We start from the raw sequence: 25,235 nt of genomic DNA on the forward strand, positions 1-25,235 counted from the left end.
CGGAGCACGGGGTCTTGCGGCTGGAAGGATTCAGATGAGAACCGATGGGGGTTGGCCGGTGGAGCGCCTGGTGCACGGGGAGGTGTCCGGAGGGGTGGCGACGATCACCCTCGACTCCCCCCGCAACCGCAACGCCCTGTCGGTGCGGTTGCTGGGCGATCTGGAGGACCGGCTCAACTGGGCACTGGCCGAGGAGAGCGTCCGGGTGATCGTGCTCACCGGGACCGGGCCGGTGTTCTGCGCGGGCGCCGATCTGAAGGAGCAGCGGGTGACCCCCCGCGGCGCGCACGAGGCGCCGGTGACCGCGTCGTTTCCGGAGATCATGAGCCTGATCTGGGAGAGCCCGAAGCCGGTCGTGTGCAGGCTGAACGGCACCGCGAGGGCCGGGGGGATCGGTCTGGTGGCGGCCTGCGACTTCGCGATCGCCCCCGACTCGGCGTCGTTCGCCTTCAGCGAGGTGCGGCTCGGCGTGGTGCCCGCGATGATCTCGGTGACCGTGCTGCGGCGGCTCGACCCGCGCGCCGCCGCCGAGTACCTGCTCACCGGGGAGACGTTCGACGCCGCCCGCGCCAGGGAGATCGGGCTGCTCACCCGCGCCGTGCCTGAGGAGGAGCTGGACGCGACGGTCGCCCACTACACCGGCATGCTGCTGCGCGGCGGCCCCGAGTCGCTCGCTCTCACCAAGCAGCTCGTGCGGACCGTGCCCGAGCTGAGTGTCGAGGAGGGCATGCGCCAGATGGCCGAGCTGTCCGCCCGGCGCTTCACCTCCGCCGAGGGACAGGAGGGGATCGCCGCCTTCATGGAGAAGCGGCCCGCGTCCTGGATCCCCGCCCCCGAGGTGGACTGACACCGCCTGCCGGATACGCGTCCGAGGAGATCCGATGTTGCGTGTCGCCAACTGTTCCGGCTTCTACGGCGACCGGCTGTCAGCCGCCAGGGAGATGGTGGAGGGCGGCCCGATCGACGTGCTCACCGGCGACTGGCTCGCCGAGCTGACCATGCTGATCCTGGCCGGGAACCGGCTCAAGGGCCGCCCCGGCTACGCGCCGACCTTCCTCAGGCAACTGGAGGAGGTCCTCGGGACCTGCCTGGAACGCGGCATCAAGATCGTCTCCAACGCGGGCGGGCTGGATCCCGCCGGGTGCGCCGGGGCGGTGGCCGAGCTGGCGGCACGCCTCGGGTTGCCGGTGCGGGTCGCCCACGTCACCGGTGACGACCTCACCGGCCACGACCTGGGCGGCGCGCCGAACGCCGACACCGGCGAGCCGCTGCCCGCGCCCGCCCTGACCGCCAACGCCTACCTGGGGGGCCGCCCGATCGCCGCCGCCCTGTCCGCCGGGGCGGACGTGGTGGTGACCGGCCGCGTCACGGACGCCGCCCTGGTCACCGGGCCGGGAATCTGGCGGTACGGGTGGGGGCCCGGCGATCTCGACGCGCTGGCCGGCTCCGTGGTCGCCGGGCACGTCATCGAGTGCGGCTGCCAGGCGACCGGCGGTAACTACGCGTTCTTCGGCGAGGTGCCCGACCTGGCGCACTGCGGGTTCCCGCTGGTGGAGCTGGAGGCGGACGGCTCCAGCGTGGTCACCAAGCATCCCGGGACCGGGGGGCTGGTCTCGGTCGGCACGGTCACCGCGCAACTGCTGTACGAGATCGCCTCACCCCGCTATCCCGGCCCCGACGTGGTCGCGCGCTTCGACACGATCCGGCTGGAGCAGCAGGGCCCCGACCGGGTCCGCGTCTCGGGGGTGCGCGGTGAGACCCCGCCCGCCACGCTCAAGGTCGCCGTCAACTACCTGGCGGGCTACCGCAACACCATGACGCTCGTCCTGACCGGCCTGGACATCGAGGCCAAGGCCAGGCTCGCCCAGGAGGCCATCTGGGCCCGGGTGCCGAAGGAGTCGTTCGACGAGGTCCACGTCGAGCTCACCCCGCTGGCGGGAACCGCCCTGCTGCGCGTCACCGTGATGGACACCGACCGGCGCAGGGCCGGACGCGCCTTCTCCTCGGCCGTGGTCGAGACCGGCCTGGCGAGCTACCCCGGTTTCTACGGGCTGACCCCTCCCGGTGACGCCTCGCCGTACGGGGTCTACTGGCCCACGCTCGTCCCGGCGGAGGCGGTGCGGGCCCGCGTCTGGCTCGACGGCCGCGAGCTTCCCACGGTGCCGGACGCGTCGGGGGACGGCGACCGGGAGCGGTCCGGGCAGCAGGCGCCCCCTCCCCCGGTCAGGCGCCCCGGAGCGCCGGAGGGGGGCGCGCCGGGCGGCCCACGGGGCGCGGACGGCGACGGCGACGGCGACGGCGACGGCGACGGCGGGACGGTGCGGGTCGCGCTGGGCTCGATCGTGGGTGCCCGGTCCGGGGACAAGGGGGGCAACGCCAACCTGGGGGTCTGGGTCCGCACCGCCGAGCGGTTCGGGTGGCTGGAGGACTACCTGACGGTCGAGCGCCTGGCCCGGCTCCTGCCCTGCACCGCGGAGCTGAACGTCGAGCGCTTCGAGCTGCCCAACCTGCTCGCCCTCAACTTCGTCGTCCACGGCCTCCTCGGCCGGGGCGTGGCCGCCAGTCCTCGCCTCGACGCCCAGGCCAAGGCCCTCGGCGAGGAACTCCGCGCCGTACTCGCCGACATCCCGCGGCGCCTGCTGTGATCCCCCGATCGGAACGGCCGTCGCGGGCGGGGATCATAGATTCACCCTGACTAGAATATAGCTCGGTCGAGGAGGGTGCATGACGGCCGCGCACGCTGAACCTGTTCGCCCGCGCCCGCACGTTCATGTGACATAAGGCTAAATAAGTGGAATGTGCGTTATCTGGTGCTTGAAACCTTCATGCAACCCTCCAAACTCTAGGATTGCTCGCAATTGCTCCATGAGTGTGGTTCGGGGAAGGATTCAGTCATGCGCCTCCGGTTCCTTGGTTCAACCTCCGAAGCGGGCGCCTGCCCCTCCCTCTACCAGACCGACCGCGGGACCATCGTGGTGCAGGGCCTTCGGGTGACCGACGCGGAGGCGCTGGCCGACCTGCGCCACGTCCTGGAGGGGGAAACCGCCGTCGAGGTGCCCCGCGAGTTGCTCGTGGACATCGCGCGCCGAGTACTTTCTGTAAATATTGGTCACGATTAGGAGTGCTCTCTGGCTTGATCCACATGCTCGGGTCTAACGTCGTGCGCACCACGCGGGGGATGACGTGAACCCGCTGGAGGAGCAGGCGGGCGAGAGCGGCCAGGGAGATCGTGTGAGCGGGTTCCACCAGGCCAGAACCGAACTCGGCGCGCGGTTGCGGCACCTGCGGGAGACCGCCCACCTGTCGGGCAAGGAACTGGCCGAACGGCTGAGGTGGCAGGCCTCCAAGGTCTCCCGGATCGAGAACGCCCGCCAGGCCGTCACCGAGGACGACATCGTCCAGTGGGCGCAGGCCACAGACGCCTCCCCCGAGGTGGTCGAGGAGCTGGTGGAGCGGGCACTGGGGCTGCTGGATCGCCAGGACTCCTGGCGGCAGCGGCACCGCAGCGGACTGGCCGCCCTCCAGGAGGACGTCCGCGACATGGAGGCGCGGACCACGCTGCTGCGGGTGTTCGAGCCCGGCGTGGTCATCGGCCTGCTGCAGACCACCGAGTACGCCCGGAGCATCTTCACTCGGATCAAGCGCCTCTACCGGTCCCCCGACGAGATCGACGCGGCCATCCGGGTCCGCATGCGGCGCCAGGACATCCTCTACGACCAGAGCAGGCGGTTCAGGTTCGTCCTGCCGGAGGCGGTGCTGCGCTACCGGCTGGCCCCGCTGGACGTGATGCGCGGGCAGCTCGACCGGTTACTGGCGGTGACCGCGCTGCCGAACGTGGAGTTCGGCGTGATCCCCTTCGAGGCGCCCCTGCCCTCGGCACCGCTCAACGGTTTCTGGATGTACGACGACGACCATGTCGCGGTGCCGACCAGGACGAGGGACCTGCTTCTCCGTGACCCGGACGACGTCGCCTTCTACGCGCGGACCTTCGAGGAACTCTGCGAGGTCGCGGCCTTCGGGGAGGATGCCAGATCGGTGATCGTCCGGGTACTCAACGATTTCTCCGGGCAGCCGAGGGAGTAAACACCGCAATTGCTTGATTAGCATCCCAAGATCGTGCAATTCTCTGTCGAGACGGAGGTGACGCACGATGCTGGACACACTGTCTTGTCTGGAGAGGTTCGCTGCTGCGATACGGCTGCACGCCGACCTTTCCGTACAGCGGATCTCATTCGGTGATCCCGCGTACGTGTACGTCCGCAACCGTTTCAGCAGCACCCTGGCCGAGACCGTGACCTGCTCCCAGGACGGCCGTTTCATCACCTCGTGGGGTTACCGGCTCGGCACCAGCGAGAACATCGACGGTGCCGCGGCGCGGCTGGCCTTCCTCCTCGCAGCCCTGCCCACCCCCCAGGTCTGACCCAGCAGCCACGGGGTCTCCCCCGCCCGGCCCGCCGCTACCGGAATGGGGGCTAGTGCTCCGGGCTTCAGGCCGGGGAGGAGGTCAAGAAGCCTCGGCCGGCTCGTCGGGAAAGTCCGAGAGGTGCAGGCCGACCTCCCTGGCGGCGGCGACCCTGGCATGATGGAGCATCCGGCTCCGCGACATGTTGCCGGTGTGCAGGGTGTACCGGACCACGAGGCCGTCGAGCATGCCGTCGATCCGCTCGGCCGAGCCCAGGGGGTCGTCGCAGGTGAACTCACCCGAGGCCACGCCAGCGGAGATCACCTGGCTGAGGATCTCGATCCAGGCGCCCTCAAGCTCCAGCAGGATGGTGCGGACGTGCTCCTCGCGCACTCCCACGGCCCAGGCGTCGACCCAGAGGATCCAGCTCTGGTCGGAGCGGGAGGCCGGGATGTAGAAGCGCAGGACACGGTCGAGGAGTTGGACGGCGGTGCCGGGGCCCGCGACGATCTCCTTCAGCCGCTGGACCTCCGAGTCGCTGGTGCTGCGGAGCATCGCGGTGATGAGGTCGTTCTTGGTGGCGAAGTGGTAGTGGATCAGGCCACCGCTCACGTTCGTCGCCTTGGCGATGTCGGCGACACGGGTGCTGGCCAGCCCGCGCTCGAGCACGACTCGCCTGGCGGCTTCAAGGAGCTCCGCTCGGCGCTGGTCGGCCTGGTCGGCGCGGCTGCTGCGCGCCCCTCCTCCGCTGTGCACGGCGCAAGACTACAGCAGCGCGGGCACGCCGCCTCCATACTACTGATTGGTCAATCAGTCAATGATTTCGCCCCTGTCGTACGGGCGAGGAGAGCGGGAGCGGCACGGCGCAGGGGAGGCGGGGAGGAGCCATGGGGTGCCGTGGTCGGCTCACGCCCCCGGGGGCCGGGCGGGAGAGCCGGTCAGGCGGACGCGCGCGAGGGTGCCGCCCCCCTCGGCGTTCTCCAGTTCCACCTCTCCCCCGGCGTCGCGCACCGCCTTGGCCACGATGGCCAGCCCCAGCCCCGACCCGGGCATGCTGCGGGCCGAGGACGACCGCCAGAACCTGTCGAACACGTACGGCAGCTCCCCCGGGGGGATGCCGGGGCCGTGGTCCCTGACCGTCAGCTCGCCGCCCCGGAGCCTCACCCGCACCGGACCCTGTCGCCCGTGCGAGAACTTCACCGCGTTGTCCAGCAGGTTCACCACGGCCCGCTCCAGGGCGGCCTGATCACCTCGCAGGTACCAGGGGAGCAGCTCCACCTCGATCGGGGTGTCGGGGGCGCGCAGCCGCGCCCGGCGCACAGCCTCCTCGACGACCTCGTGGAAGGCGACCTCGACGTACGGCTCGTGCTCGTCCTCGGCGCGCGAGAGCTGGAGCAGGTCCCCGACGAGCGTGGACATCTCCTCGAACTGGGCCTTGAGGTTGGTCAGCAGCCTGTGCTTGGGGGCGGGGTCGAGCGGGCGCCCGGTGTTCTCGCTGCGCAGCAGCAGGTCGATGTTGGCGCGCAGGCTGGTGAGCGGGGTGCGCAGCTCGTGCCCCGCGTCGGCGATCAGCCGCCGCTGGCGCTCGCGGGACCCGGCCAGCGCGGTGGTCATCGCGTTGAAGGAGACGCCGAGCCTGGCGATCTCGTCGGTGCCCTCGGCGGGGATCCTGGTGTCGAGGTCCTCGGTCCTGGCGACGTACTCGACGGCCTCGGTCAGCCGGCCGACCGGGCGCAGCGCGGTGCGGGAGACCAGCAGCCCCGCCGAGGCCGCGCCGAACACGCCGAGCGCGGTGACCCCGGCGAGGATCCAGGCCAGGGCCGCGAGGGTGGCCTGAACCTCCTCCAGCGGCCGGGACTCCATGATCGCGATACCGGGCCCGACGTTCCTCGTCATCACCCGGACCTCCTCGCCGCCGTCGGTCACCCCGTCCCTGAGCCTTCTCGTGCCGGGCGGGGCCTGGGTCAGGGCCAGGTCGGCGGGGGTGACCTTGACGGGCGTGGCGCCTATGACGCACCTGCCGCCACCGGCGTAGATCAGCTGGACCGGCGGGATACGGAACGGCGGGATACGGAACGGCGGCCCGTGCGCGGTGCTCTCCCTCGGCCTCGCCGGACCTCCCGCGCAGTACGACTCGATCCACTCGACGCCCTGCAGCCCCTTCGGCCCCTCCAGGGAGCGCTCCACCTGCCGCAGCAGCTCGGCCCTGACGACGAACCAGCACAGCACCGCGCAGACCGCGATCGCCAGCGCCACGGCCGTCGCCACCAGCAGGGTCAGCCGCGAGCGCAGCGAACGGCGACCGTTCACGCGGAGTTCCGCAGCACGTAGCCGACCCCCCGGACCGTGTGGATCAGCCGGGGACGCCCGCCGGTCTCGGTCTTGCGGCGCAGGTACATGACGTAGACGTCGAGGGAGTTGGAGGAGGGCTCGAAGTCGAAGCCCCACACCTCGCTGAGGATCTGCTCACGGGTGAGCACCTGGCGGGGATGGATCATGAGCAGCTCCAGCAGCAGGTACTCGGTACGGGTCAGCTCCAGCCGCTCGCCCGCCCTGGTGACCTCGCGGCTGGCGGTGTCCATCCGCAGGTCGCCGAAGACCAGGCCCGCGTCGTCCTCGGCCGCGGGCGCGCTCAGCGCACCGCGCCGCAGCAGCGCCCTGACCCGTGCCAGCAACTCGTCCAGCTCGAACGGCTTGACCAGGTAGTCGTCGGCCCCCGAGTCCAGGCCGGAGACCCGGTCGCCCACGGCGTCGCGGGCGGTGAGCATGAGCACCGGCAGGTGGTTGCCCGCCGCCCTGAGCCTGCGGCAGGCGGTCAGCCCGTCCAGCCGGGGCATCATCACATCCAGCAGGACCAGCTCGTACGACTCCCGCTCCAGCGTCTCCAGCGCCTCCTGGCCGTCCGAGGCCACCCCGACCCGGTAGCCCTCGAACTCCAGGCTGCTCTGCAGCGCCTCCCTGAGCGCGGGCTCGTCGTCCACGACCAGCACCCGCGCCGCCTCACCGTCGCCCATGACCCTCACGGTAGACGCTCATCATGAGAACCCGATGAACACCTCGGGCCACCTTCGCCCAGGCCGGACGGGCTCAGCCGAGCAGCGCCATGGCGGCGTTGTGGCCGGGGATGCCGCTGACGCCGCCGCCGCGCCGGGCACCCGCGCCGCAGAGCAGGACGCGCTCGAGGTCGGTCTCCACGCCCCAGCGCCCCGGCTCCCCGTACGGCCAGGACAGGTCGCGGTGGAAGATGTGGCCGCCCGGCAGTCCCGCCTCGGTCTCCAGGTCGACCGGGGTCTTGGCCTCCAGGCAGAGGCCGCCGTCCGGGGCGCGCAGCAGGCAGTCCTCAAGGGGCTCCGCGAGCACCCGGTTCATCGAGGCGAGCGTGGCGCGCAGCGCGGCCTCGCGCGCCCCGGCCGGGTCGTCGCGGAACAGCCTGGCCGGCATGTGCAGGCCGAACAACGTCATCGTGTGGGCTCCGGCCTCCCGCAACCCCTGGCCGAGGATGGAGGGGTCGGTCAGCGAGTGACAGTAGACCTCGGCCGGGGGCAGCGTGGGGATCCGCCCTGCCGACGCCTCCGCGAACGCGCGGGCGAGCTGGTCGCGGCCCTCGTTGATGTGGAACGTGCCGCTGAACGCGGCCTCGGGGTCCACCGCGGGGTCCTTCAGCCGGGGCAGCCGCGACAGCACCATGTTGACCTTGAGCTGGGCACCCTCGGGGGCGGGCTCGGCGCCGCCGAGGAGCCGGGCGAGCACGGCGGGCGGCACGTTGGCCAGCACCCGCTCGCCCACCACCGTGTGCTCCCCACCCGTGTCGCGGAAGACGACCTCGCCCGAGGCGTCGACCGCGAGGACCTCGGCACCGGTCAGGATCTCCGCCCCCGCGGCGCGGGCGGCGTCGGCGAGCGCGCCGGAGATCGCGCCCATGCCGCCGACGGGGACGTTCCAGTCGCCGGTCCCGTCGCCGATCACGTGGTAGAGCAGGCACCGGTTGGCCAGCAGGCCCGGGTCCGAGGGGTCGGCGAAGGTGCCGATGAGGGCGTCGGTGAGAACCACCCCGCGTACGGTGTCGTCGGCGAACCGCTCGTCCACCACCTCACCGATCGGCCGCTCGAACAGGTCACGCCACGCCTCGTCGCCGACCAGGCGCCGCATCGCCGCACGGTCGGCGAGAGGCTCCAGCAGTGTCGGCGCGACCCTGCCGGCCACGTCGGCGGTCATCCCGTAGAAGCGCCGCCACGCGTCCAGCTCACCGGTGCCCCCGGTGACCCGGGCGAAGGAGGCGGCGGTCCGCGCGGCGTCGCCGTTGTCGACCAGCAGCCCGCTCTCCCCCAGCGGCGTGTACGAGGCGTAACGGCGCCGGCGCAGCGTGACGTTGAGCCCCAGGTCGGCCACGACCTTGGCGGGCAGCAGGCTGACCAGGTACGAGTAGCGCGAGAGCCGCGCGTCGACGCCGGGGAACGCCCGCGCCGAGACGGCGAGACCACCGACGTGGCCGAGGCGCTCCAGGACGAGGACGCGCCGGCCCGCGCGGGCGAGGTAGGCGGCGGCGACCAGGCCGTTGTGGCCGCCTCCGACGATCACTGCTTCATAGCGAGAGCGGAGCACGAGACTTCCCTGTGGGGTGAGGGGACGGTGGAGCCGGGGGCTCCGGCCGCCCGGCGGCGGAGAGGGTGATTCTCAGCAGGGTGGCGGCGGGGCCGCTGGGGGTGCGGCCGCGGCGCCAGACCGCCCGCAGGCGGCGCGCGAGGTCGATGTCCTTGGTGGGCACCTCGATCAGGCGGCCGGTGGCCAGCTCGGCCTCCACGGCGTAGCCACTGAGCACGGCGGGGGCCGCACCCTCGCGGGCGGCCCCCTTGACCGCCGCGTTGGAACCGAGCTCCAGCTTCGGGGAGGCGACAGCGTAGCCGGTCAGCGCGACGTCCAGCGTCTCGCGGGTGCCCGACCCCCGCTCCCGCACGACCAGCGGGGTGGCGGCCAGCTCGGCGGCGCGCAGCGGGGTACGGCGGCGCGCCCACGGATGGCCCGGCGCGACCACCACCACGAGCCGGTCCGTGGCCACCACCCGCGACACCAGCCCCGACGGCACCGAGGGCCCCTCCACGAAGCCGAGCTCGATCTCACCGCCGATCAGCTTCGCCACCTCCGCCGAGTTCTGCACGTCCAGGCCGACCTGTACCTGGGGCTCACGGTTCTGGAGCTCTCCCAGCCAGCGCGGCAGCAGATACTCGGCCACGGTCATGCTGGCGGCGATGTGCAGGTGGGCGGCCCGGCCGTGCCGTACCGCCTCCACCCCCCTCATGAGCTCCTCGGCCGCCGCCAGCACCTGCGCGGCCCAGGCGGAGACCATCGCGCCCTGCGGGGTGAGGACGGAGCCGCGCGGGGTGCGTTCCAGCAGTTCCAGCCCGAGACGTCGTTCCAGCAGCGAGATGCGCTTGCTCACCGACGGCTGCGCGACGCCCGCCGCCCTGGCCGCCTGGCCGAGGCTGCCCAGGCGTTCCACATCGACGAGCAGGCGCAGGGATTCGATGTCGGGCAGCTCACTCATAGCCCCAGGCTATGACCTACCAGCAAGACGACGGGTACCGGCCCCGCCGGGCCACGCCGACACTCGGATGATGTCCTCCTCCCCTCCCGCCCGCTCACCAGGACCTGCCCGGCACTCCCGCCCGGTGCCCGCTGAGACGGGGCGGACACCGGCGACATCATCGGCGACATCGGCGGCGGTATCGGGGCTCGGGACGCTCGCGCCGGGGCTCGGGGCGGTGGCCGTGGCGGTGGTGCTGGCCACGGCCATCACCCGGATCGTTCCCGAGGTGAGCGCCGCCGTGGTCGCGGTGGCGCTCGGGGTCGCGCTCACCAACCTCGGCGGCCTGCACCGTTCGCTGGCCCCCGGGCTGAGGTTCGTCTCCCGCCGGGTGCTCCGCCTGGCGATCGTGCTGCTCGGGCTGCAGATCGCGCTGCCGGAGCTGCTGGCGCTCGGCTGGCGGGTGCTGGCGGTGGTCGCGGCGGGGACCGGTGTCACGTTCGCGGCGACGCGGTGGATCGGAGGCCGGGTCGGGGTGAGCCCGCGCAGGTCCTTGCTGATCGCGACCGGCGTGTCCGTCTGCGGGGCGGCGGCCGTGGCCGCCATGCACGAGGTCGCGGGAAGCGACGACGACGACGTGGCGGCCGCGGTCGGCGTGGTCGTCCTGTACGGCAGCGCCTCGATCGTCGCGCTGCCGCTGCTCGCTGGATCGCTGGGCCTGACACCGCACCAGCTGGGCATCTGGGCCGGCGCCTCGGTTCACGAGGTCGCGCAGGTCGCGGCCATCGGCGCGGCGGCCGGAGCGGGGGTTCTGGTGAGCGCGGTGGCCGTCAAGCTGGCCCGAGTGGTGCTGCTGGCCCCGATCGTCGGCCTCACCTCCGCGGCCCTACGCCGTACCTCGACGGAACCTCCCGGGACCGGGCGGGCGGTGCGCCGGCCGCCGGTGCTACCGCTGTTCGTCGCCGGGTTCGTCGTGGCCGTGGCGGCGCGGAGTCTGGGCGCGGTGCCGCCCGAGGTCGTCCGGGCCGTCCCCGGGCTGACAGCGACGCTGCTCGCCGCGGCGCTCTTCGCCCTGGGCACCGGTGTCGATCTCCGAAAGCTCGTGCGGGGCGGGCGGTCACTGCTCCTGGGCGGGATCTCCACGGCCATCATCGGCGGGATCTCACTGATCGGAGTCCTACTCATTAGCTGATCTTTAAGTGGACGTCTCCCGGCAACCGCCGTAACGTGCTCTTTTTGGGGAAGACGGTGTCGTTTACACCGTTCCAAAAGCAAGCAATGATTACGACCTCGGACAAGGAGACAGAACCAGCTCATGCGTACCACCCGACAGTCCCTCACCGGCATGCTGAGCCCCTCGAGCGAGGTGGCCGAGGCGCTGGAGCAGGGCGCCCCGATCGTGGCCCTGGAATCCACGATCATCTCGCACGGCCTGCCCCAGCCCCGCAACCTTGAGGTAGCGGTGGAGCTGGAGCAGCTCGTCCGCGAGGCCGGGGCAGTACCGGCGACGATCGCGGTACTGGACGGTGTGGCGCACATCGGTCTCGACAAGAGCCAGCTGGAACGCGTCGCCGGCGAGCCCGGGCTTCGCAAGCTGGGCTTCCGTGACCTGCCCGTCGCCGCCGCACTCGGGGCGAGCGGGGCGACCACGGTCTCCGCCACCTCGTTCCTGGCCGCCAGGGCGGGCATCCGGATCTTCGCCACCGGCGGTCTGGGCGGTGTGCACCGCGGATGGACCGACAGCCAGGACGAGTCGGCCGACCTCGACATGCTGAGCCGGACCCGCATCACCGTGGTCTGCGCGGGCGTGAAGTCGATCCTGGACGTCGGGGCCACCCTGCAGCGGCTGGAGACCCGCGGCGTCACGGTCGCGGGGTTCCGTACCGACGAGTTCCCCGGCTTCTACCTGCACACCTCGGGCGAGCCGATCGACTGGCGGATCGAGACCCCGGCCGAGGCCGCGGACATCATGCGGGCCCAGGACGCGCTGGGCGGCCCGGAGAGCGCGCTGATCGTCGCCAACCCGGTGCCGCTGTCGGAGCAGCTCGACCCCGAACTGCACGACCGGGTGCTCGCCGAGGCTCTCGCGGCGGCCGAAGAACAGAAGATCACCGGCCAGGCCATCACCCCGTTCCTCCTGGGTTACCTGGTACGCGGCACCGACGGCGCCTCACTCGAGGCGAACCTGGCCGCGGTGCGGGGCAACGTCCGCCTCGCCGGGCAGATCGCGACCTCCTGGAGCCGGGGAAACTGAGGAAACCATGACCGGAACGGGTCTACTGGTCATCGGTGACGTGGTGACCGACATCGTCGCGCTGCACGGCGGGTCGGCCAGAAGCGGCCTGGCCGTCGGCACGGACACCGCCGCCGACATCGTGCTGCGTCCCGGCGGCTCGGGGGCCAACACGGCCTCCTGGGCCGCCCGGCTGGGCGCCGACACCCGCATCCTGACCCGGGTCGGCTTCGACACCGCCGACTGGCACGCCGCCGAGCTGCGGCGCTTCGGGGTACGGCCGCACCTGCGGGTCGACCCCGACCGGCCGACGGCCGTGGTGATCGCCATGGTCGACGTGACCGGAGAGCGTTCCATGCTCACCAACCGGGGCGCGGGCGGGCACATCGGCACGGGCGACTGGGACGAGAGCCTGCTGGAGGGGGTGGGCCACCTCCACCTGTCCGGATACACACTGTTCGCCGAGCCGGGGCTCCAGCTTTCCCGGCTGGCCATGGCCGAGGCGTCCCGGCGCGGCGTCTCGATCAGCGTGGACCCCGCCTCGACCGGATTCCTGCGCTCGTTCGGCGCCGAGCGGTTCATCCAGGAGACGCTGACCGCCCAGCTGATCATCCCCAATCTGGACGAGGCGCTGCTGCTCACCCGCGAGACCTCGGCCGAGGGCGCGGCGGAGATCCTGAGCCTGCGCTACGGCGCGGCGGCGGTGAAACTCGGCTCCCGCGGCGCACTGATGGCCAGGAAGGGAAAGTTGGCCGCTCGGGTTCCCGCGCTCACCACCGAGGTGATTGACTCCATTGGAGCGGGGGACGCGTTCGCCGCGGGGTTGCTCACGGCCCTGCTGAGCGGGGCCGACGACGAGGCCGCGCTGGACGCCGGACGCCGTGCCGGAGCGGAGGCCGTGACGGTCCTGGGGGGCCGTCCACGTATCCTTCCGTCGGAGTTGGGTACGAACGAGCTTTACCCTCTTAACACCAATTGATAGCTTGCGGCGTAAGCTGCACCATTAGCCACACGCGTCACTTTGGGGAGGTTGCGGTCCGCCGATGGATGCCGAGTCATCGATCTGCCTGAGTGATCTGGTCCCAGCCCTGCGCTGGAGCCGTCCCCAGCAAGTCGCCGAAGCCCTGGCCGACCCCCGGCTGCCCGCCGGCTGGTGGTCCTCGGTCACCCTGCCCAAGGCCCTCGGCTCCGCCGGGCTCGACTGGGTCTGCGACAGGCTGGCCCGGCTCTCGCTGTCGCGCTGGGACCACCTTCCGCTGAGCGACGTGCTGCCCGCCCTGCACGTGCACACGGTCGACCCCACCCTGCCAGGCTGGCCGGAGCCCGCGCGCCTGGCCATCACCGGGCTGGGCGGCTGGAGCCGCCTGCGCCGCCTGACCGCGGGAGACCTGAGCGGGCCCGCGATGCCGGCCTCTCCCGAGGTCCTGGTCACCGCCATGTTCCGCGAGGTGCTCAGCCGTACCCCGGGGCTCGCCGAGCAGGCCGTGCCGGCCGCCCAGGAACAGGCACAGGAACAGGCCCCCGCGCAGGTGCCCGCGCCACCGATTCCGGCCCAGCCGCCCGCGCCGCAGGAGCAGCACCAGGCGCCGGCCCCGGAGCCGGTCGCCCCCGCCCCCGAACCCCCCACCGCCAAACCCCCGGTACGCCTCAGCGACTATCCGCTGGTGCGCCTGGTGGACAACATGTTCCGCGACTGGAGCGCGCTGGAGCGCGCGGTCGCCGTGGAACGGCTCTTCGCGGTCGACCCGATCAGCCTGCGCGCGCTCGCGCACAAGCTGACCGCCGACCGCGACGCGCTCTCCGCGGCCCAGCGCACCGCCGAGGAACGCATCCTGCTCTGGCTGCGCTCCTCGGAGTCCGCACCGCTGACCGGGCACATGTTCGGGCTGACCGAGTGGCTGGGCGCCGCCGCCACCAAGGACCAGCTCGTCGGCGCGGACCCCGCGCATCCGATCGAGGTCCCCACCCTCCAGACCCCGCTCTGGCGGGTGCTGGTCACGCTCATGCCCGATCGGCGGCTCCAGGACGACTGGCTCGTCGTGGGTGATCTGGGCGGCCTGCGCGACAGGACCCGCCAGCTCCTGGCGAACAAGCCGATCGACACCGACGCGGTCGCGCTCATGGAGCACCAGCTCGGCATCCGGGCCCACTCGGCCCAGGCCTGGCTGGACGCCCTGGCCGCGAGCGGGCAGGAGACACCTGCCCAGGAGGCCGCCTCCGAGGCGACCAGGCAGCTGCCGCGCCGCACTCCGGGGGCCAACGGCCACCACCACCGCGGCGGCCAGCCGATACCTCAGGTGAACACCGGCAGCATCGATCCCCGCGCCGCCCTGGCCACGCTGTCGGCGCTGTCCGGCGGCAACACCCGGCCGCACCTGATCACCAGCCAGCGGGCTCCGCTCCACCCGCCCGCGAGCCCGTCGGCCGACCCGAGCCGCTGGCAGCGCATCGAGGTGACCAGCGACCACCTGCGGGGCGGTCCCGTGGCCGTGCCCGAAGGGTACGCCACCCGGCTGGGCATGCGTCCCGGCACGCTGCTCTCGGTCACCGGCCCCGGTGACAACGCGGTGGTCCTGGTCTGGCGGGACCACCCTGTCTTCGACTCCCTGCAACCCGTCCTGATGCGCCTGAACGCCCGGCCGGGCGACCAGGTCTACGTCACCGTGGACGGCTACCGCCTGGACGCCCAGCTGCCCGCCTGAACCTTCGGCCCCCTCGGAGTGATTTCCGCCCCCGAGAACCGGCCGTCCGCGGCGACCGAAACCGGCATAGGCGGCCCCCACCCCCGGGGGCCGCTCACCGGTCGCGTCGATTCGGCCACCGAGTGCCATCGACGACCTGTAATTTCCACCAAGGATTCCGAAACGTCCCCTTTCCCGACATGGGAATGGCCGACCTTTCCCGGCTGCTCTTTTTCGGCGCTATGCTTTTGGGACTCAAGTGACTTAGCGACACCGCTGGGGCCCGTTTCACCGAAACGGGCTCTCGTTGTTGTTGAATCCTGCGACTTTTCGTAAGGAAACGCCATCTGGTGGGAGTCGGGATAGCTCTATCCTCCGTCGCCTTGTGAAGTGTCCCCAGGGACGCGGACGGGGACGGCGGGCGGCTAAGTCGTGATAAGGCCAGGGATTAGAGAGCGACTTCGAACTAGCCGATGAGAAAATTCGCCCGTGTCTGGCTGGGACTGACGTTCTCCACCGTGGGATCACGAGCCGTGAGCGTCGCCTATCCCCTCCTCGCACTGGCCTTGACCGGATCTCCGGTGCAGGCGGGCTGGACCAGCTTCGCCCTGACGTTTCCGGTCCTGATCTTCTACATTCCGGCGGGCGTCCTGGCCGACCGGGTGAACCCGCGCTCGCTCATGCTCCTCACCGAGACCCTGCGGGGGCTGGCCGTCTTCAGCGTGTTCCTCGCACTCGCCCTCGACTGGCCGTCGCTCCCGCACCTACTGGTGGCGGCCTTTCTGGAGGGCACGCTGTGGGTCGTCTACTCGCTGGCGGAGACGGCCTTGATCTCGTCCCTCGTCCCGAGGGACCAGGTCTCCGTCGCGATGGCCAGGAGCGAGACGATCTCGCACGTCGCGGTGCTGGCGGGCAGGCCACTGGGCGGATGGCTTTTCGGGATCATGCAGGTGGCGTCCTTCGCGGTGAACTCCGCGCTGTTCTTCCTGGCGCTGCTGTCCCCGCTGAGCATGGCGGGCGGAGGGAGAGAGCACCGGCCTCGGTCGCACGCGATCCGCGAGATCGCCGGCGGGCTCGTCGACGGGCTCAGAAGCCTGGCGGGACGGCACCTGCTGCGGGAGATCGCCGACGGCTTCAACGAACTGGCGAGACACCCGTTCCTGCGCAAGGCCATGGCCCTGACCATGGTCACCAATCTGATGGTCAACGCGCTCATCATGATCTTCATCGCCGGGTCGGCGAACCTGCCCTCCTACGAGGTCGGCCTGGTACTGGCCGCCGGGGGGATGGGCGGGGTGGCGGGATCGAGCCTGGCTCCCTACCTCAAGCTCAAGCCGAGGAACTCCACACTCTTCGCCCAGCTGTGGATCTGGGTGCTGGCGCTCCTCATCGCGGCGTACGGTGCCGGGCCGGTCTTCTTCGGGCTCGCGATACTGCTGACCGGGTGCACCGGGGCGCTCAGCAACGTGGCCATCAGGACCTTCGAGGTCGACACCGTCGACAAGGGCAAGCTCGGGCGGGTGATGAGCGTGCACCGGCTCGTCACGTACAGCGCCGTGTGCGTCGCGGCCCCCCTCGGCGGGACCCTGGTCGCCATGGCGGGCGTCCGGATGGCGGCCGTCATCCTGGCCGGCCTGATGTTCTGCGTCGCCCTGGTGGTGACGCTCGCGGCACTGCTGAACCTCTATACGCGGCTCGGCCTCTCCGGGACGGCCAGGGAGATCCGGGCGACCGGGGCCACGCGGGTGCTCACGACGCGGCGACCAACCGAGCCGCTTCGGCCGCGAGATGGGCAGGGAGGGTGGGCGCCCTCGCCGTCCCCGCCCTCCGGGCCAGATCGGCCGCCGCCGAGGTATCGCCGGCCAGAGCATCGATCCGGGCGGCATACAGCAGCACCGGACCGTGATCTCCCACCTCGGCCAGCACAGCCCTGATCTCCCGCCTCGCCTCGGGGAAGCGCCCCAGCAGGGCCAGCGCGAGGGCGTGGGCGGCCCGGGTGGAGGGCCACTGCAGCGGCCTGACCCGGTCGAGGTCGCGCAACGCCGCCTCCGCCTGGCCGAGCCCGGCGAGGATCTCGCCCCGCGCCCGCAACGCCTCGGTGAGGTTTCCCTCCCTTCCCAGCACGTCGTTGAGAACGTCACGCGCCGCATCGGGATGGCCGTCGTACCAGAGCGCCCAGGCGAGCTCGGTCTGGATGCTCATGTCGTTGGGGACGCGGCGTATCGCCGAGTACAGCTCCCGCACCGCGACCGAGGGACGCCCCTGGGCCAGCCGCAGCCGGCCGATCCCGGCGAGAAGGCCGCCGACGGCCGAGGTCGCCCCCAGCGTCTCGAAGAGGACCGCGGCGGTGCGGTAGTGCGACACGGCCTTCTCGAAGTCCTCCCGCCGGTGCGCCACGTTGCCGAGAAAGGACTCGATCTCCGCGCGGATCCTGGTGTTGTCGCCACACCGCTCCAGAGCCTCCTCGGCCTGTTTGGCGGCCAGCGCGAACTCCCCGTCGCGGAACGAGAGCTCGGCGGCCCGCAGGTAGTCGTCGGGAAGAGACCGGCTCTCGGCCTGCACGACGAGGCGGTCGTTCTGCAGGATCGGCTGAATGAGACGCTCGTGCGACAGCTCGCACCAGCGCGTGCCCGCCTTGATGTCCTCACGCAGGATGTGTCGGTCCACCAGCGCCCGGACCACCACGTTCGGCATGCCGGCGGTGACGGTCTCCCCCTGGTAGACGACCTCGCGGGTGCCGAGTTCGGTGATGAAGCAGCGGCGCAGCCAGCTCCTGAGCTCGGCGACGTCGTCGCCGAAGTGGTCGTGGGCCACCTCGGAGATCATCCGCTCGGAGAAGTCGGTGAGGGAACGATCGGCGTTGGCGAACCTGCGGACGTGGTCCGAGGAGATGACCCGCACGTCCTCGGGCAGGGAATGCCACATGGCCGAGCACACGACCTGCAACTGGACGGGCTCGACCGCCTTGGCGTCGGCGACGACCTCCTCGCCCAGCGCCCTGCCGACCCTGATCATGCGGAGGTCGTCCACCAGGCCACGCGCCGCGCCCGGGGCGAACGAGCGTCCCGTTCCCTCCAGCGGGCCCTCGGTCGCCCGGACCGCGGCGGCCGTGTCAAGGGCGGTCAGGGAGAAACGGCTCCTGGCCATGCCCGCCAGCTTCGGCTCGTGGGGAAGGATCGCGGCGAGGTAGTCCTCGCGGATCGAGATGAGAAGGCGCAGGTTCGGGTCGTCGTCAAGCGCCTCGACGAGCTGGCCGATGAACCATTCCCGATACGGCTGGCGGTGGGCGAAGTCCCCGAAGAGCTCCTCGGCCTGGTCGATCGCGGCCAGGGTGAGGACCGGGTCGCCATAGGGGTCCTGGCGCGGCGGGCGCCTGCTGAGGAACTCACGGATCGTCAGCCCCGCCAGCCGGGTGGGCGTCTCGGTGGGAGACCACGACGACAGCAGCGCGAACACGTGCGGGTTGTGCCGGGAGAGCGCGGCCGAGGGGAAGGGCGAGCCGTGCGACACCCTGCCTATCGGCAGGACGTCGGTCCTGCCGGTGTCCAGCAGCGGGAGCACGCCCGCCTGGATCAGCGAGGTCTTGCCCACGCCCGACGGCCCGTACAGCACGGTCAGGCGCCCGGCCTGCCACAGGTCGGAGACCTCGTAGGCCTCCCTGTCGCGGCCGAAGAACTTGGCTCGGTCCTCGCGGCGGAAGGCCCGCAGGCCGACGTACGGCTGACCGGCCGCGTCTGGCCGGACAAGGTCGGAGGTCACGTCAGAGGTCACGGCACCGGTCCCATCCGCCGGCGCAGCTCACGGCAGAACTCCTCCGCCGTCCCCCAGAAGATGGAGATCCGCCAGTCTTCGTAGTATCTGGCCAGCTGACGCTGGACTTCCAGCACGTCCGCCTTCGTGCTGGCGAGCGAGGGGGCGAGCTGGACGCTCACGTGCCTGCGGCGGTTGATTCCGGGAACGGCTTTCAACAACCCATGGAAAAGCACGCGAAATGTCCAGTCCTGCAGGCTGTATCCGATGAACAGCAGGGGTCTCCTGGTCAGCGCCGCAAGAATGGAGGTGGGCAGCATCCGCTGGCCGCCCGCGACACCGTCCACGGCGAGGTTGGTGAGAAACTCCAGATAGTCGTCCTCCGCCAGCACTATCGACGCCGGATCCTGCAGGCTGCCGTGCAGGTGATAGATGAGCGGGGCCTCGGGCCTGGGATTCCAGCCCGCCTCGCTGCTGAACAGATCCTCGGCGTAGGCCAGCCCTTTGTTCCATGGACAGACGGCCACATTCGGTCTTTTTCCCACGGCTTCGAGTGAGCGCAGGATGAAGTCGTCGTAGTTTGTCGTCAGATATACCGGAAGCGGGAAGCTCGCGAGCAGACCGTGCGGTTCGAGAGGGTCGAGGAAGTCGGGCGCGCCCCCGGCGTCGAGCTCGTCGCAGATCCGCCTCTTCACATATACCGAATCCCCATATCGCATCACCGCGAACTGCGTCACCCGTGGGAGATCATGGTCGTCGTCGAACGGATAGTCCCATCGGCGCGCCATGTCGCGGCTCAGCGCCGTCCCGGTCGGCAGAGTGCCCACGCACGCCCCGGACCCCAGGAACGGCGTGCAGTCCCCGCTGTTCAGCTGGTCGAGCAGGCGTTCCCACTCGGCCTCCCCCATGTCATGCACGCAGGGCACCACCTCACGGGCAAGAGGTCCAATCGGATCATGGACTCGATGCCGTACGACTCTATTGGCATGGTCAATCCCTCCGGCGAGGGAAGGCACCTCTTGTCTCGCCGACGCTTGTCCCGACGGCACGCCCGGAGCAGGCGAATGATTCACGATCACCTTTCTGCCGTGACCCGCGTGAAACGGCAGGGTGACCGTTCAGATCGAGCTGGTGAATCCGGCCGTCGGCTCCGCCGTCTCCAGAAACAACGGCTCCAGCGCCCTCCGCAGGGAGTGGTCCTCGATCTCACCGAGCATCTCCAGGGAGAGACCTCCGAGGTCGACGAGAATGTTTGATCTTGAGCCGCCATCGCGCATACGTGCTCCCCTTACATCGCTCCAGATCCGGCTTCGACCACTACTCGGGTTTGGGACGTCCTAAAAAAGGGTGAAACGACGTCCCTTTCGAAAGTCTCCAGGCCGCTTTCTTCCTACTATGCGATTCTGTAATACCCCACTCGCCGAATCAACCTTTAGGATGACCGTACGATCCCTTTGGCTAAAAAAACGGAGGCCCGAGGTGGTGGAGCTTTCACACGCGGCGAACACGGTGCCGGAACGGCAGCCCGAGGTCTGGGAGAAGGTGCCGCCCCGCAACAGGAACTTCACCGGGCGGGACGACCTGCTTGTCAGGCTCCGCCAGGGCATCAGCACCGTCACCGCCGTCGTGCCCCAGCCCCAGGCGTTGCAGGGGTGGGGCGGTGTCGGCAAAACACACCTGGCCATCGAGTACGCCCACCGCTACCGGTCGCACTACGACCTCGTCTGGTGGATCCCCGCCGACCAGCGCGTGCTGGTGCCCTCCGCGCTGGCGGCGATGGCACCCCACCTGGGGCTGCCTCCCGCCTCCGCCACCGGTGTGGAGGAGGCCGCCGAGTCCGTGCGCAGGACGCTGCAGAACGGCAACCCCTACCGCCGCTGGCTGCTGATCTTCGACAACGCCGAGGATCCGGGACAGGTCGAGGAGTTCATCCCGCGCGGGCCGGGTCACGTCCTGATCACCTCGCGCAACCCCAAGTGGGAGGACCACTTCGAGACCCTCCAGGTCGACGTCTTCACCCGCGAGGAGAGCGTGGCGTTCCTGAAGAAACGCCTGCGCCGGGAGGTTCCCGACGACGACGCCTCGCGGCTGGCCGAGCAGCTCGGCGACCTCCCGCTGGCTCTGGAGCAGGCCGGCGCGCTGCAGTACGAGACCGGCATGTCCGTCGACGAGTACCTGGAGCAGCTCGGCGAGCAGGCGAGCAGGCTGCTGGGCGTCAACAGGGCACCGGGCTATCCGCTGTCGATGACGGCGGCATGGAAGGTGTCGGTGTCGCTCCTGCAGGACCGCCTCCCCGAGGCCATCACGCTCCTGCGATGCTGTGCCTTCTTCGGCCCCGAGCCCATTCCGCGCGACGTCTTCCGCAGGGGCAACAAGGCCGTCGTTCCCCGGCTCAGCAAGATCCTTTCCGATCCGATCCTGCTCGCCACGGCGCTGAGCGAGCTGAGACGCTTCGCCCTGGCCAGGATCGAGCCCACCACCCGCACGATCCAGGTTCACCGGCTGATCCAGGCACTGCTCCGTGACGACCTGCCGGAAGAGGATCAGACGGACATCCGACACGAGGTGCACGTGCTGCTGGCCGGCAGCGCCCCGAACGACCCCGACGAGACCGACAGGTGGCGCAGCTTCGAGGAACTGGTCGCGCACGTCTCCCCCTCCGGTCTGGAGGAGTGCACGGACCCCGCGGCCAGGCAGTTCGCCCTCAACGTGGTCCGCTACCTGTACACGTCGGGCAACTACCAGTCGGCCCACTCCTTCCTCACCGGCTTCATCAGGAGATGGACCGAGGTCAGCGGGCCGCAGCACCTGGACGTGCTCGTCGCGCACCGGCACCTGGGCAACGTCCTGCGGGCGCTCGGCCAGTACGCCGCGGCGTACGAGGTCGACCACCAGACCCTCGACGACATGCGCGCCGTCCTCGGCCCCGACCACCGCGAGACGCTCCTGACGACCAACGGGTACGGGGCCTCCCTGCGGGCCCGTGGCGACTTCGCCGCCGCCCGCAAGCTGGACGGTGAGTCCCGGGACGCCCACATCGCCAACCGGGGCCCCAGCGACCCCGCCACGTTGCGCGTGCTCAACAGCCTGGCCCTCGACTACGCGCTGACCAGTGACTACAAGGCGGCACGACGGCTGCACCAGGAGACATACCTGGAGATGAGCGACGCGATGGCAGGCATCGGCAAGAGCACCCTGCTGCTGTCCTGGAACGGCCTGGCCAGGGCGGTGCGGCTCTGCGGCGACTACACCGAGGCCTGCGACCTGGGCGAGGAGGCCTACGCCTACGGCGTCCAGGAGCTGACACTCGACCACCACTTCACCCTGCTGACGGCCAAGGACCTGTCCATCGCCAAGCGCCGGGCCGGAGAGGTCTCCGAGGCGCTGGACCTCGCGCGTGACACGCACACCCGGCTCCAGCGGCTCTTCGGAGACGAGCACGCCGACACGATGGCGGCCGCGATCAACCTGTCCAACTCCCTGCGGGTGACCGGCGACCTCGACGAGGCGTTCGCGATAGCGAACAGGACGGTCGCGCTGTATCCCCGGGTGTTCGGTGATGAGCATCCCTACGGCTTCGCCTGCGGCGGCAACCTGGCGATCCTGCACCGCCTGCGAGGCGAGGTCGAGACCGCCCGCCACCTGAACGAGCAGGTGGTGCGCGGCCTGATCACCAAGGTCGGCAGGGACCACCACTACCCGCTGACGTGCGCCATCAGCCTCCAGACGGACCTCTCGCTCCTGGGAGAGTTCACCCAGGCGTGCGAGCTCGGCAGGGAGACGCTGAACAGGCTGCGGAAGCTCTTCGACGAGAACCACTTCCTGAGCCTGGCCTGCGCCGGCAACCTCGTCCTCGACCTGAGAGCCGCCGGCGCGAAGGAGGAGGCCGAGCTGCTGTATCACGACACGATGCGGCACTATGAGCGCCCGCTGGAGGCCGGTCACCCCGACGCCATCCTCGCGAGCGAGGGCCGGCGCATCGACTGCGACTTCGACCCCCCGCCGATCTGATCACGCCAGGGTCAGGTGTTGCGCCTCCGCCAGGCGTCGAGGTGCCGCGCCGCCTCGCGGAGGGCCTGTGCCTCCGCGAGGTCGTCCACCGGTTCGGCGGCGCACTCTTCGAGAGTTCTCCTCATGCAGGCCACGAACTCCTCTCCGCGCTCGTTCAGGCTCCCGCTGGCCAGCAGCGTGCCGGTGACCTGGTAGGCGCCCCGCCTCCACCGGGCGAGTTCCACGCGTGCCCGGAACGCCTCGGCGTCCCGCTCGAACCGGTGCTGCCTCCGCCAGAACTCCGCCACCCCGAGATAGGCGTACGAACCCTGCAACAGCCCGTAGGCGGGGCGCGGGTCATCCCGCCAGGGCGCGTAGTAGCGTCTGCCGTCGTCCGGCAGGGTCAGCGGGATCACCTCGGTCAGCGCCGTGAGCTTCGCGTGCTGGATCTCGTGCGCGAGCGTGGCGGCGAGCCCCAGGCCGTGCCACGGGTCGGACATGGCGACGGTCCCGAACGCCTCGCGGGTGGAAGCGCTGTTCTGCCCCCTGTCCGGCGCCTTGACGGGGGTGAGCACCGACACCGTGCAGCTCACCTCCTCCGCCACGTGCCGGTGGTGGGCGGTCAGCACACGCCACGCGTCGTCCAGGTGCGCCCGCCACGCGCGGAGCCGCTCGCGGCCGAGCCGCGGCTCGGTGACCTCTGCCACCGGCCACCGGTACGGGTCGAGGTCGTCGACGACCAGGTCGAACCCCGGGGTCACCGACCAGCCGTGCAGCGCCTGCCAGCCGGGCCGGTCTCCCGAGGGGTCGACGCGGACCGTCAGGCCGCCGGCGTCGAGTTCGGCGCCGTCCCCGTCCGGTCGCACCTCGACATCGACCGTGGCCGGCGCACCGGCGGGTAGGGTGAGGCGCCCCAGGGACGGCAGCATGATCGTGCCGTCGCGGGCTGGCAACCGGACCCGGCACCGGATCCGGGCCCTCACCGCGACCACCACGGCCAGCGCGCCCAGCTGCGCGGGATCGTCGCGGCTGTCGCCCCCGCTGCGCAGGGACCGGCAGGTCCGCCACGCCCACGCCCCCACCGCCGGATACCTCAGCAGGCGCTCGACCTCCTCGTCCGCCTGCCCCTCCAGATCGGCCAGCAGGCCATAGGCGCGCATCGCCAGGGCGGCGCCGGGGTGCCCGGCCGACCGTGCCTCACCGACGACACCTCGCACCAGCACCCTGTTCCTGGCGCGCTGCGCGGCCCGTAGCTCGGCCACGGCGTCGGCTCCGCCCTCACCGGCCGCCAGCGTGAGAAACGTCTTGTCGGACACCTGCCGCGAACCGTGCCTCATCGGCTTCCCTTCAGCCTGGCGACATCCCGCGCGAGCCGGGTGCGGATATGGGTGATCAGCCGGTACAGGTCGGGGCAGTAGACCGAGGGCCCCAGAAAGCCGGCGGCCTCGCTGTATCTGTGCGCGTACAGCCCGCCGCCGCAGACCGAGTGGATGTCACAGGCCAGGCAGGCGGGTGCCAGCGCGAGCTCGCCGATCTGCCTGGCGGCCATGGACGGGTGGGTGAGCGCGGCGTCGAACGAGTCGCGGAGCAGGTGCAGGCGGGTCGCGGCCGCCCCGTGGTAACTGGACTTCAGGATGTCCGACTGCTCGATGCTGCCGTCGGTCTCCACGACGGCCATCCGGGCGGGTGAGAGTCCCACGGTCTCGCTGCGCGAGGCGCCTCCCGTCAGCAGGCGCATGATCTCGCGGAACAGCCGGACCTCCGTCTGGTCGGCGACCGATCCGTACCAGCGGTCGAAGATCGGGATGAGCCAGTCGGCGTACGGCGTCACCCCCGCCTCCGGAACGCGGAAGGGCGGCGGGGTGGACCAGTTGCCGTGCGGGAGCAGGAAGTCGACGGCCGGGGGATCGAACTCCAGAAGCGCCTCATAGGTCGCCAGTGGATCGTTGCGGACGTCGACGGTGCACAGCAGGCCGCTGAACAGGTGGTGGAAGGGACCGCCGGTCAGCCTGCGGAGCGAGGCCGCCACCTTCGCGTGACTTCCCCTGCCGTCCGCATGGCGCCGGTGCCGGTCGTGACCCTCCTCGTAGCCGTCCAGGCTCACCCCGACCCGGATCTCCAGGCTGTCGAAGAGCCGCAGGTAGCTCTCGTCCAGGCGCAGCCCGTTGGTCTGCACACCGACGTGGACGCGGGTCCCGACGTCGGCTGCGGCCCCCCTGATGGTGCGCACGGCGTAGGAGATGAGATCCGGCCCGGCCAGAAGGGGCTCACCGCCGTGCAGGACGACCTCCACCTCGGCCAGCTCGTGGGTGAGCGCGTGCTCGGCTATGCGCTTCGCCGTGCGGTCGACGATCGCCTCCGACATGCGCCTCGGCTGTGCCCTCCAGGACTGGTCCGCCATCTCGTAGATGTAGCAGTGGCGACAGGCGAGGTCGCACCTGCTGTGGATCTTCAGGATGAACTGCCGGAAAGCCGCCGGTCGCCACCCTGATTCCAGCAATCCCCTGACATCGAGCGTCGCCGGGAACACGCTTCTGGGTGACGGGATTATTGGGTCAAGTTTCTCAGGCAAACGCGGCACACCTCTCTTGCGCCATTTCCTATCTGGCATGATTTTGCCCAAATAGTCAAGTTCCAGGCTTACAAATAGTGGTCTCC

Annotated in this window: 20 protein-coding genes and 1 pseudogene; 11 read left to right on the forward strand and 10 right to left on the reverse strand. The window is 70.8% G+C overall.

The annotated features are described in order from the left end of the window. Positions 1–34 precede the first annotated feature (34 nt). The 5 genes from ACQP0P_RS30735 (at position 35) to ACQP0P_RS30755 (ending at position 4,420) form a co-directional block, all read left to right on the forward strand. Entirely contained in the window at positions 35–847 is an 813-nt protein-coding gene (locus ACQP0P_RS30735; protein WP_433361130.1) for an enoyl-CoA hydratase-related protein, read from the forward strand. Positions 848–881: 34 nt separating this feature from the next. After that, positions 882–2,645 carry an acyclic terpene utilization AtuA family protein gene (locus ACQP0P_RS30740; RefSeq protein WP_433361133.1) on the forward strand — a complete coding sequence of 588 codons (1,764 nt, stop codon included), beginning with the start codon at positions 882–884 and terminating at the stop codon, positions 2,643–2,645. A 249-nt stretch (positions 2,646–2,894) separates the two neighbouring features. Beyond that, the gene (locus ACQP0P_RS30745; RefSeq protein WP_433361136.1) at positions 2,895–3,119 is read left to right on the forward strand and encodes a hypothetical protein; all 225 of its coding nucleotides are present in this window, start codon (positions 2,895–2,897) and stop codon (positions 3,117–3,119) included. A 64-nt stretch (positions 3,120–3,183) separates the two neighbouring features. Beyond that, positions 3,184–4,083, forward strand: a complete 900-nt coding sequence (locus ACQP0P_RS30750) for a helix-turn-helix domain-containing protein (RefSeq protein ID WP_433361139.1) — start codon at positions 3,184–3,186, stop codon at positions 4,081–4,083. 67 nt (positions 4,084–4,150) lie between these two features. Further along, positions 4,151–4,420: a hypothetical protein gene (locus ACQP0P_RS30755; protein WP_433361142.1), complete on the forward strand. Its 270-nt coding sequence runs from the start codon at positions 4,151–4,153 to the stop codon at positions 4,418–4,420. A gap of 84 nt (positions 4,421–4,504) precedes the next feature. On the opposite strand, the gene ACQP0P_RS30760 is transcribed toward ACQP0P_RS30755, so the two are convergent. The 5 genes from ACQP0P_RS30760 to ACQP0P_RS30780 form a co-directional block, all read right to left on the reverse strand. Then, the gene (locus ACQP0P_RS30760) at positions 4,505–5,158 is read right to left on the reverse strand and encodes a TetR/AcrR family transcriptional regulator (RefSeq protein WP_433361145.1); all 654 of its coding nucleotides are present in this window, start codon (positions 5,156–5,158) and stop codon (positions 4,505–4,507) included. 150 nt (positions 5,159–5,308) lie between these two features. Further along, complete coding sequence (locus tag ACQP0P_RS30765) at positions 5,309–6,712, reverse strand: sensor histidine kinase (RefSeq protein ID WP_433361148.1); 1,404 nt, start codon at positions 6,710–6,712, stop codon at positions 5,309–5,311. Continuing rightward, on the reverse strand, positions 6,709–7,416 hold the full coding sequence (locus tag ACQP0P_RS30770; protein ID WP_433361151.1) for a response regulator transcription factor: 708 nt from the start codon (positions 7,414–7,416) through the stop codon (positions 6,709–6,711). The genes ACQP0P_RS30765 and ACQP0P_RS30770 overlap by 4 nt, the downstream gene beginning before the upstream one ends. Positions 7,417–7,489: 73 nt before the next feature. After that, a complete protein-coding gene (locus tag ACQP0P_RS30775) occupies positions 7,490–9,004 on the reverse strand; it encodes a phytoene desaturase family protein (RefSeq protein ID WP_433361154.1) in 1,515 nt (504 codons plus the stop codon). Beyond that, a complete protein-coding gene (locus tag ACQP0P_RS30780) occupies positions 8,985–9,944 on the reverse strand; it encodes a LysR family transcriptional regulator (protein ID WP_433361157.1) in 960 nt (319 codons plus the stop codon). The genes ACQP0P_RS30775 and ACQP0P_RS30780 overlap by 20 nt, the downstream gene beginning before the upstream one ends. A gap of 124 nt (positions 9,945–10,068) precedes the next feature. On the opposite strand from ACQP0P_RS30780, the gene ACQP0P_RS30785 reads away from it, so the two are divergent. The 5 genes from ACQP0P_RS30785 (at position 10,069) to ACQP0P_RS30805 (ending at position 16,771) form a co-directional block, all read left to right on the forward strand. Then, positions 10,069–11,115, forward strand: a complete 1,047-nt coding sequence (locus ACQP0P_RS30785; RefSeq protein WP_433361160.1) for a YeiH family protein — start codon at positions 10,069–10,071, stop codon at positions 11,113–11,115. A 123-nt stretch (positions 11,116–11,238) separates the two neighbouring features. Next, positions 11,239–12,177 (forward strand): pseudouridine-5'-phosphate glycosidase, encoded by a 939-nt coding sequence (locus ACQP0P_RS30790; RefSeq protein ID WP_433361163.1) that lies wholly within the window; start codon positions 11,239–11,241, stop codon positions 12,175–12,177. Positions 12,178–12,184: 7 nt separating this feature from the next. Next, positions 12,185–13,135, forward strand: coding sequence for a carbohydrate kinase family protein (locus ACQP0P_RS30795; protein WP_433361166.1), 951 nt, complete (start codon positions 12,185–12,187; stop codon positions 13,133–13,135). Between the two features lie 64 nt (positions 13,136–13,199). After that, the gene (locus tag ACQP0P_RS30800; protein ID WP_433361169.1) at positions 13,200–14,858 is read left to right on the forward strand and encodes a hypothetical protein; all 1,659 of its coding nucleotides are present in this window, start codon (positions 13,200–13,202) and stop codon (positions 14,856–14,858) included. 452 nt (positions 14,859–15,310) lie between these two features. Then, complete coding sequence (locus tag ACQP0P_RS30805) at positions 15,311–16,771, forward strand: MFS transporter (protein WP_433361172.1); 1,461 nt, start codon at positions 15,311–15,313, stop codon at positions 16,769–16,771. 715 nt (positions 16,772–17,486) lie between these two features. Here ACQP0P_RS30805 and ACQP0P_RS30810 read toward each other — a convergent pair. The 3 genes and pseudogenes from ACQP0P_RS30810 to ACQP0P_RS30820 all read right to left on the reverse strand — a co-directional run. Beyond that, positions 17,487–18,608 (reverse strand): annotated as a pseudogene (locus ACQP0P_RS30810) (hypothetical protein); the annotation flags it as partial. Beyond that, a complete protein-coding gene (locus tag ACQP0P_RS30815; protein WP_245651495.1) occupies positions 18,605–19,495 on the reverse strand; it encodes an SIR2 family NAD-dependent protein deacylase in 891 nt (296 codons plus the stop codon). The pseudogene ACQP0P_RS30810 and the gene ACQP0P_RS30815, both read right to left, overlap by 4 nt. Before the next feature lie 210 nt (positions 19,496–19,705). Continuing rightward, complete coding sequence (locus ACQP0P_RS30820) at positions 19,706–19,864, reverse strand: hypothetical protein (RefSeq protein ID WP_433361175.1); 159 nt, start codon at positions 19,862–19,864, stop codon at positions 19,706–19,708. A gap of 202 nt (positions 19,865–20,066) precedes the next feature. Between ACQP0P_RS30820 and fxsT the strand changes: the two genes are divergently transcribed. After that, positions 20,067–22,598 carry an FxSxx-COOH system tetratricopeptide repeat protein gene (gene fxsT, locus ACQP0P_RS30825; protein ID WP_433361178.1) on the forward strand — a complete coding sequence of 844 codons (2,532 nt, stop codon included), beginning with the start codon at positions 20,067–20,069 and terminating at the stop codon, positions 22,596–22,598. 11 nt (positions 22,599–22,609) lie between these two features. Here the strand turns inward: fxsT and ACQP0P_RS30830 are convergent, their stop codons facing one another. Further along, positions 22,610–23,914: an HEXXH motif domain-containing protein gene (locus tag ACQP0P_RS30830; RefSeq protein WP_433361181.1), complete on the reverse strand. Its 1,305-nt coding sequence runs from the start codon at positions 23,912–23,914 to the stop codon at positions 22,610–22,612. After that, on the reverse strand, positions 23,911–25,107 hold the full coding sequence (locus tag ACQP0P_RS30835; RefSeq protein WP_433361184.1) for an FxsB family cyclophane-forming radical SAM/SPASM peptide maturase: 1,197 nt from the start codon (positions 25,105–25,107) through the stop codon (positions 23,911–23,913). Before ACQP0P_RS30835 ends, ACQP0P_RS30830 begins: the two co-directional genes overlap by 4 nt. Positions 25,108–25,235 lie beyond the last annotated feature (128 nt).

This window comes from Streptosporangium sp. CA-115845 (assembly GCF_050943795.1).
In the GTDB taxonomy this organism is placed as follows: domain Bacteria; phylum Actinomycetota; class Actinomycetes; order Streptosporangiales; family Streptosporangiaceae; genus Streptosporangium.

Bases quoted from the DNA above. Each gene is read 5' to 3' on its own strand.
- ACQP0P_RS30735 (WP_433361130.1), top strand. From the start codon at position 35: ATGAGAACCGATGGGGGTTGGCCGGTGGAGCGCCTGGTGCACGGGGAG.
- ACQP0P_RS30740 (WP_433361133.1), top strand. From the start codon at position 882: ATGTTGCGTGTCGCCAACTGTTCCGGCTTCTACGGCGACCGGCTGTCA.
- ACQP0P_RS30745 (WP_433361136.1), top strand. From the start codon at position 2,895: ATGCGCCTCCGGTTCCTTGGTTCAACCTCCGAAGCGGGCGCCTGCCCC.
- ACQP0P_RS30755 (WP_433361142.1), top strand. From the start codon at position 4,151: ATGCTGGACACACTGTCTTGTCTGGAGAGGTTCGCTGCTGCGATACGG.
- ACQP0P_RS30770 (WP_433361151.1), bottom strand. From the start codon at position 7,416: ATGGGCGACGGTGAGGCGGCGCGGGTGCTGGTCGTGGACGACGAGCCC.
- ACQP0P_RS30780 (WP_433361157.1), bottom strand. From the start codon at position 9,944: ATGAGTGAGCTGCCCGACATCGAATCCCTGCGCCTGCTCGTCGATGTG.
- ACQP0P_RS30790 (WP_433361163.1), top strand. From the start codon at position 11,239: ATGCGTACCACCCGACAGTCCCTCACCGGCATGCTGAGCCCCTCGAGC.
- ACQP0P_RS30795 (WP_433361166.1), top strand. From the start codon at position 12,185: ATGACCGGAACGGGTCTACTGGTCATCGGTGACGTGGTGACCGACATC.
- ACQP0P_RS30800 (WP_433361169.1), top strand. From the start codon at position 13,200: ATGGATGCCGAGTCATCGATCTGCCTGAGTGATCTGGTCCCAGCCCTG.
- ACQP0P_RS30805 (WP_433361172.1), top strand. From the start codon at position 15,311: ATGAGAAAATTCGCCCGTGTCTGGCTGGGACTGACGTTCTCCACCGTG.
- ACQP0P_RS30815 (WP_245651495.1), bottom strand. From the start codon at position 19,495: ATGGGGGAGGCCGAGTGGGAACGCCTGCTCGACCAGCTGAACAGCGGG.
- ACQP0P_RS30820 (WP_433361175.1), bottom strand. From the start codon at position 19,864: ATGCGCGATGGCGGCTCAAGATCAAACATTCTCGTCGACCTCGGAGGT.
- ACQP0P_RS30830 (WP_433361181.1), bottom strand. From the start codon at position 23,914: ATGAGGCACGGTTCGCGGCAGGTGTCCGACAAGACGTTTCTCACGCTG.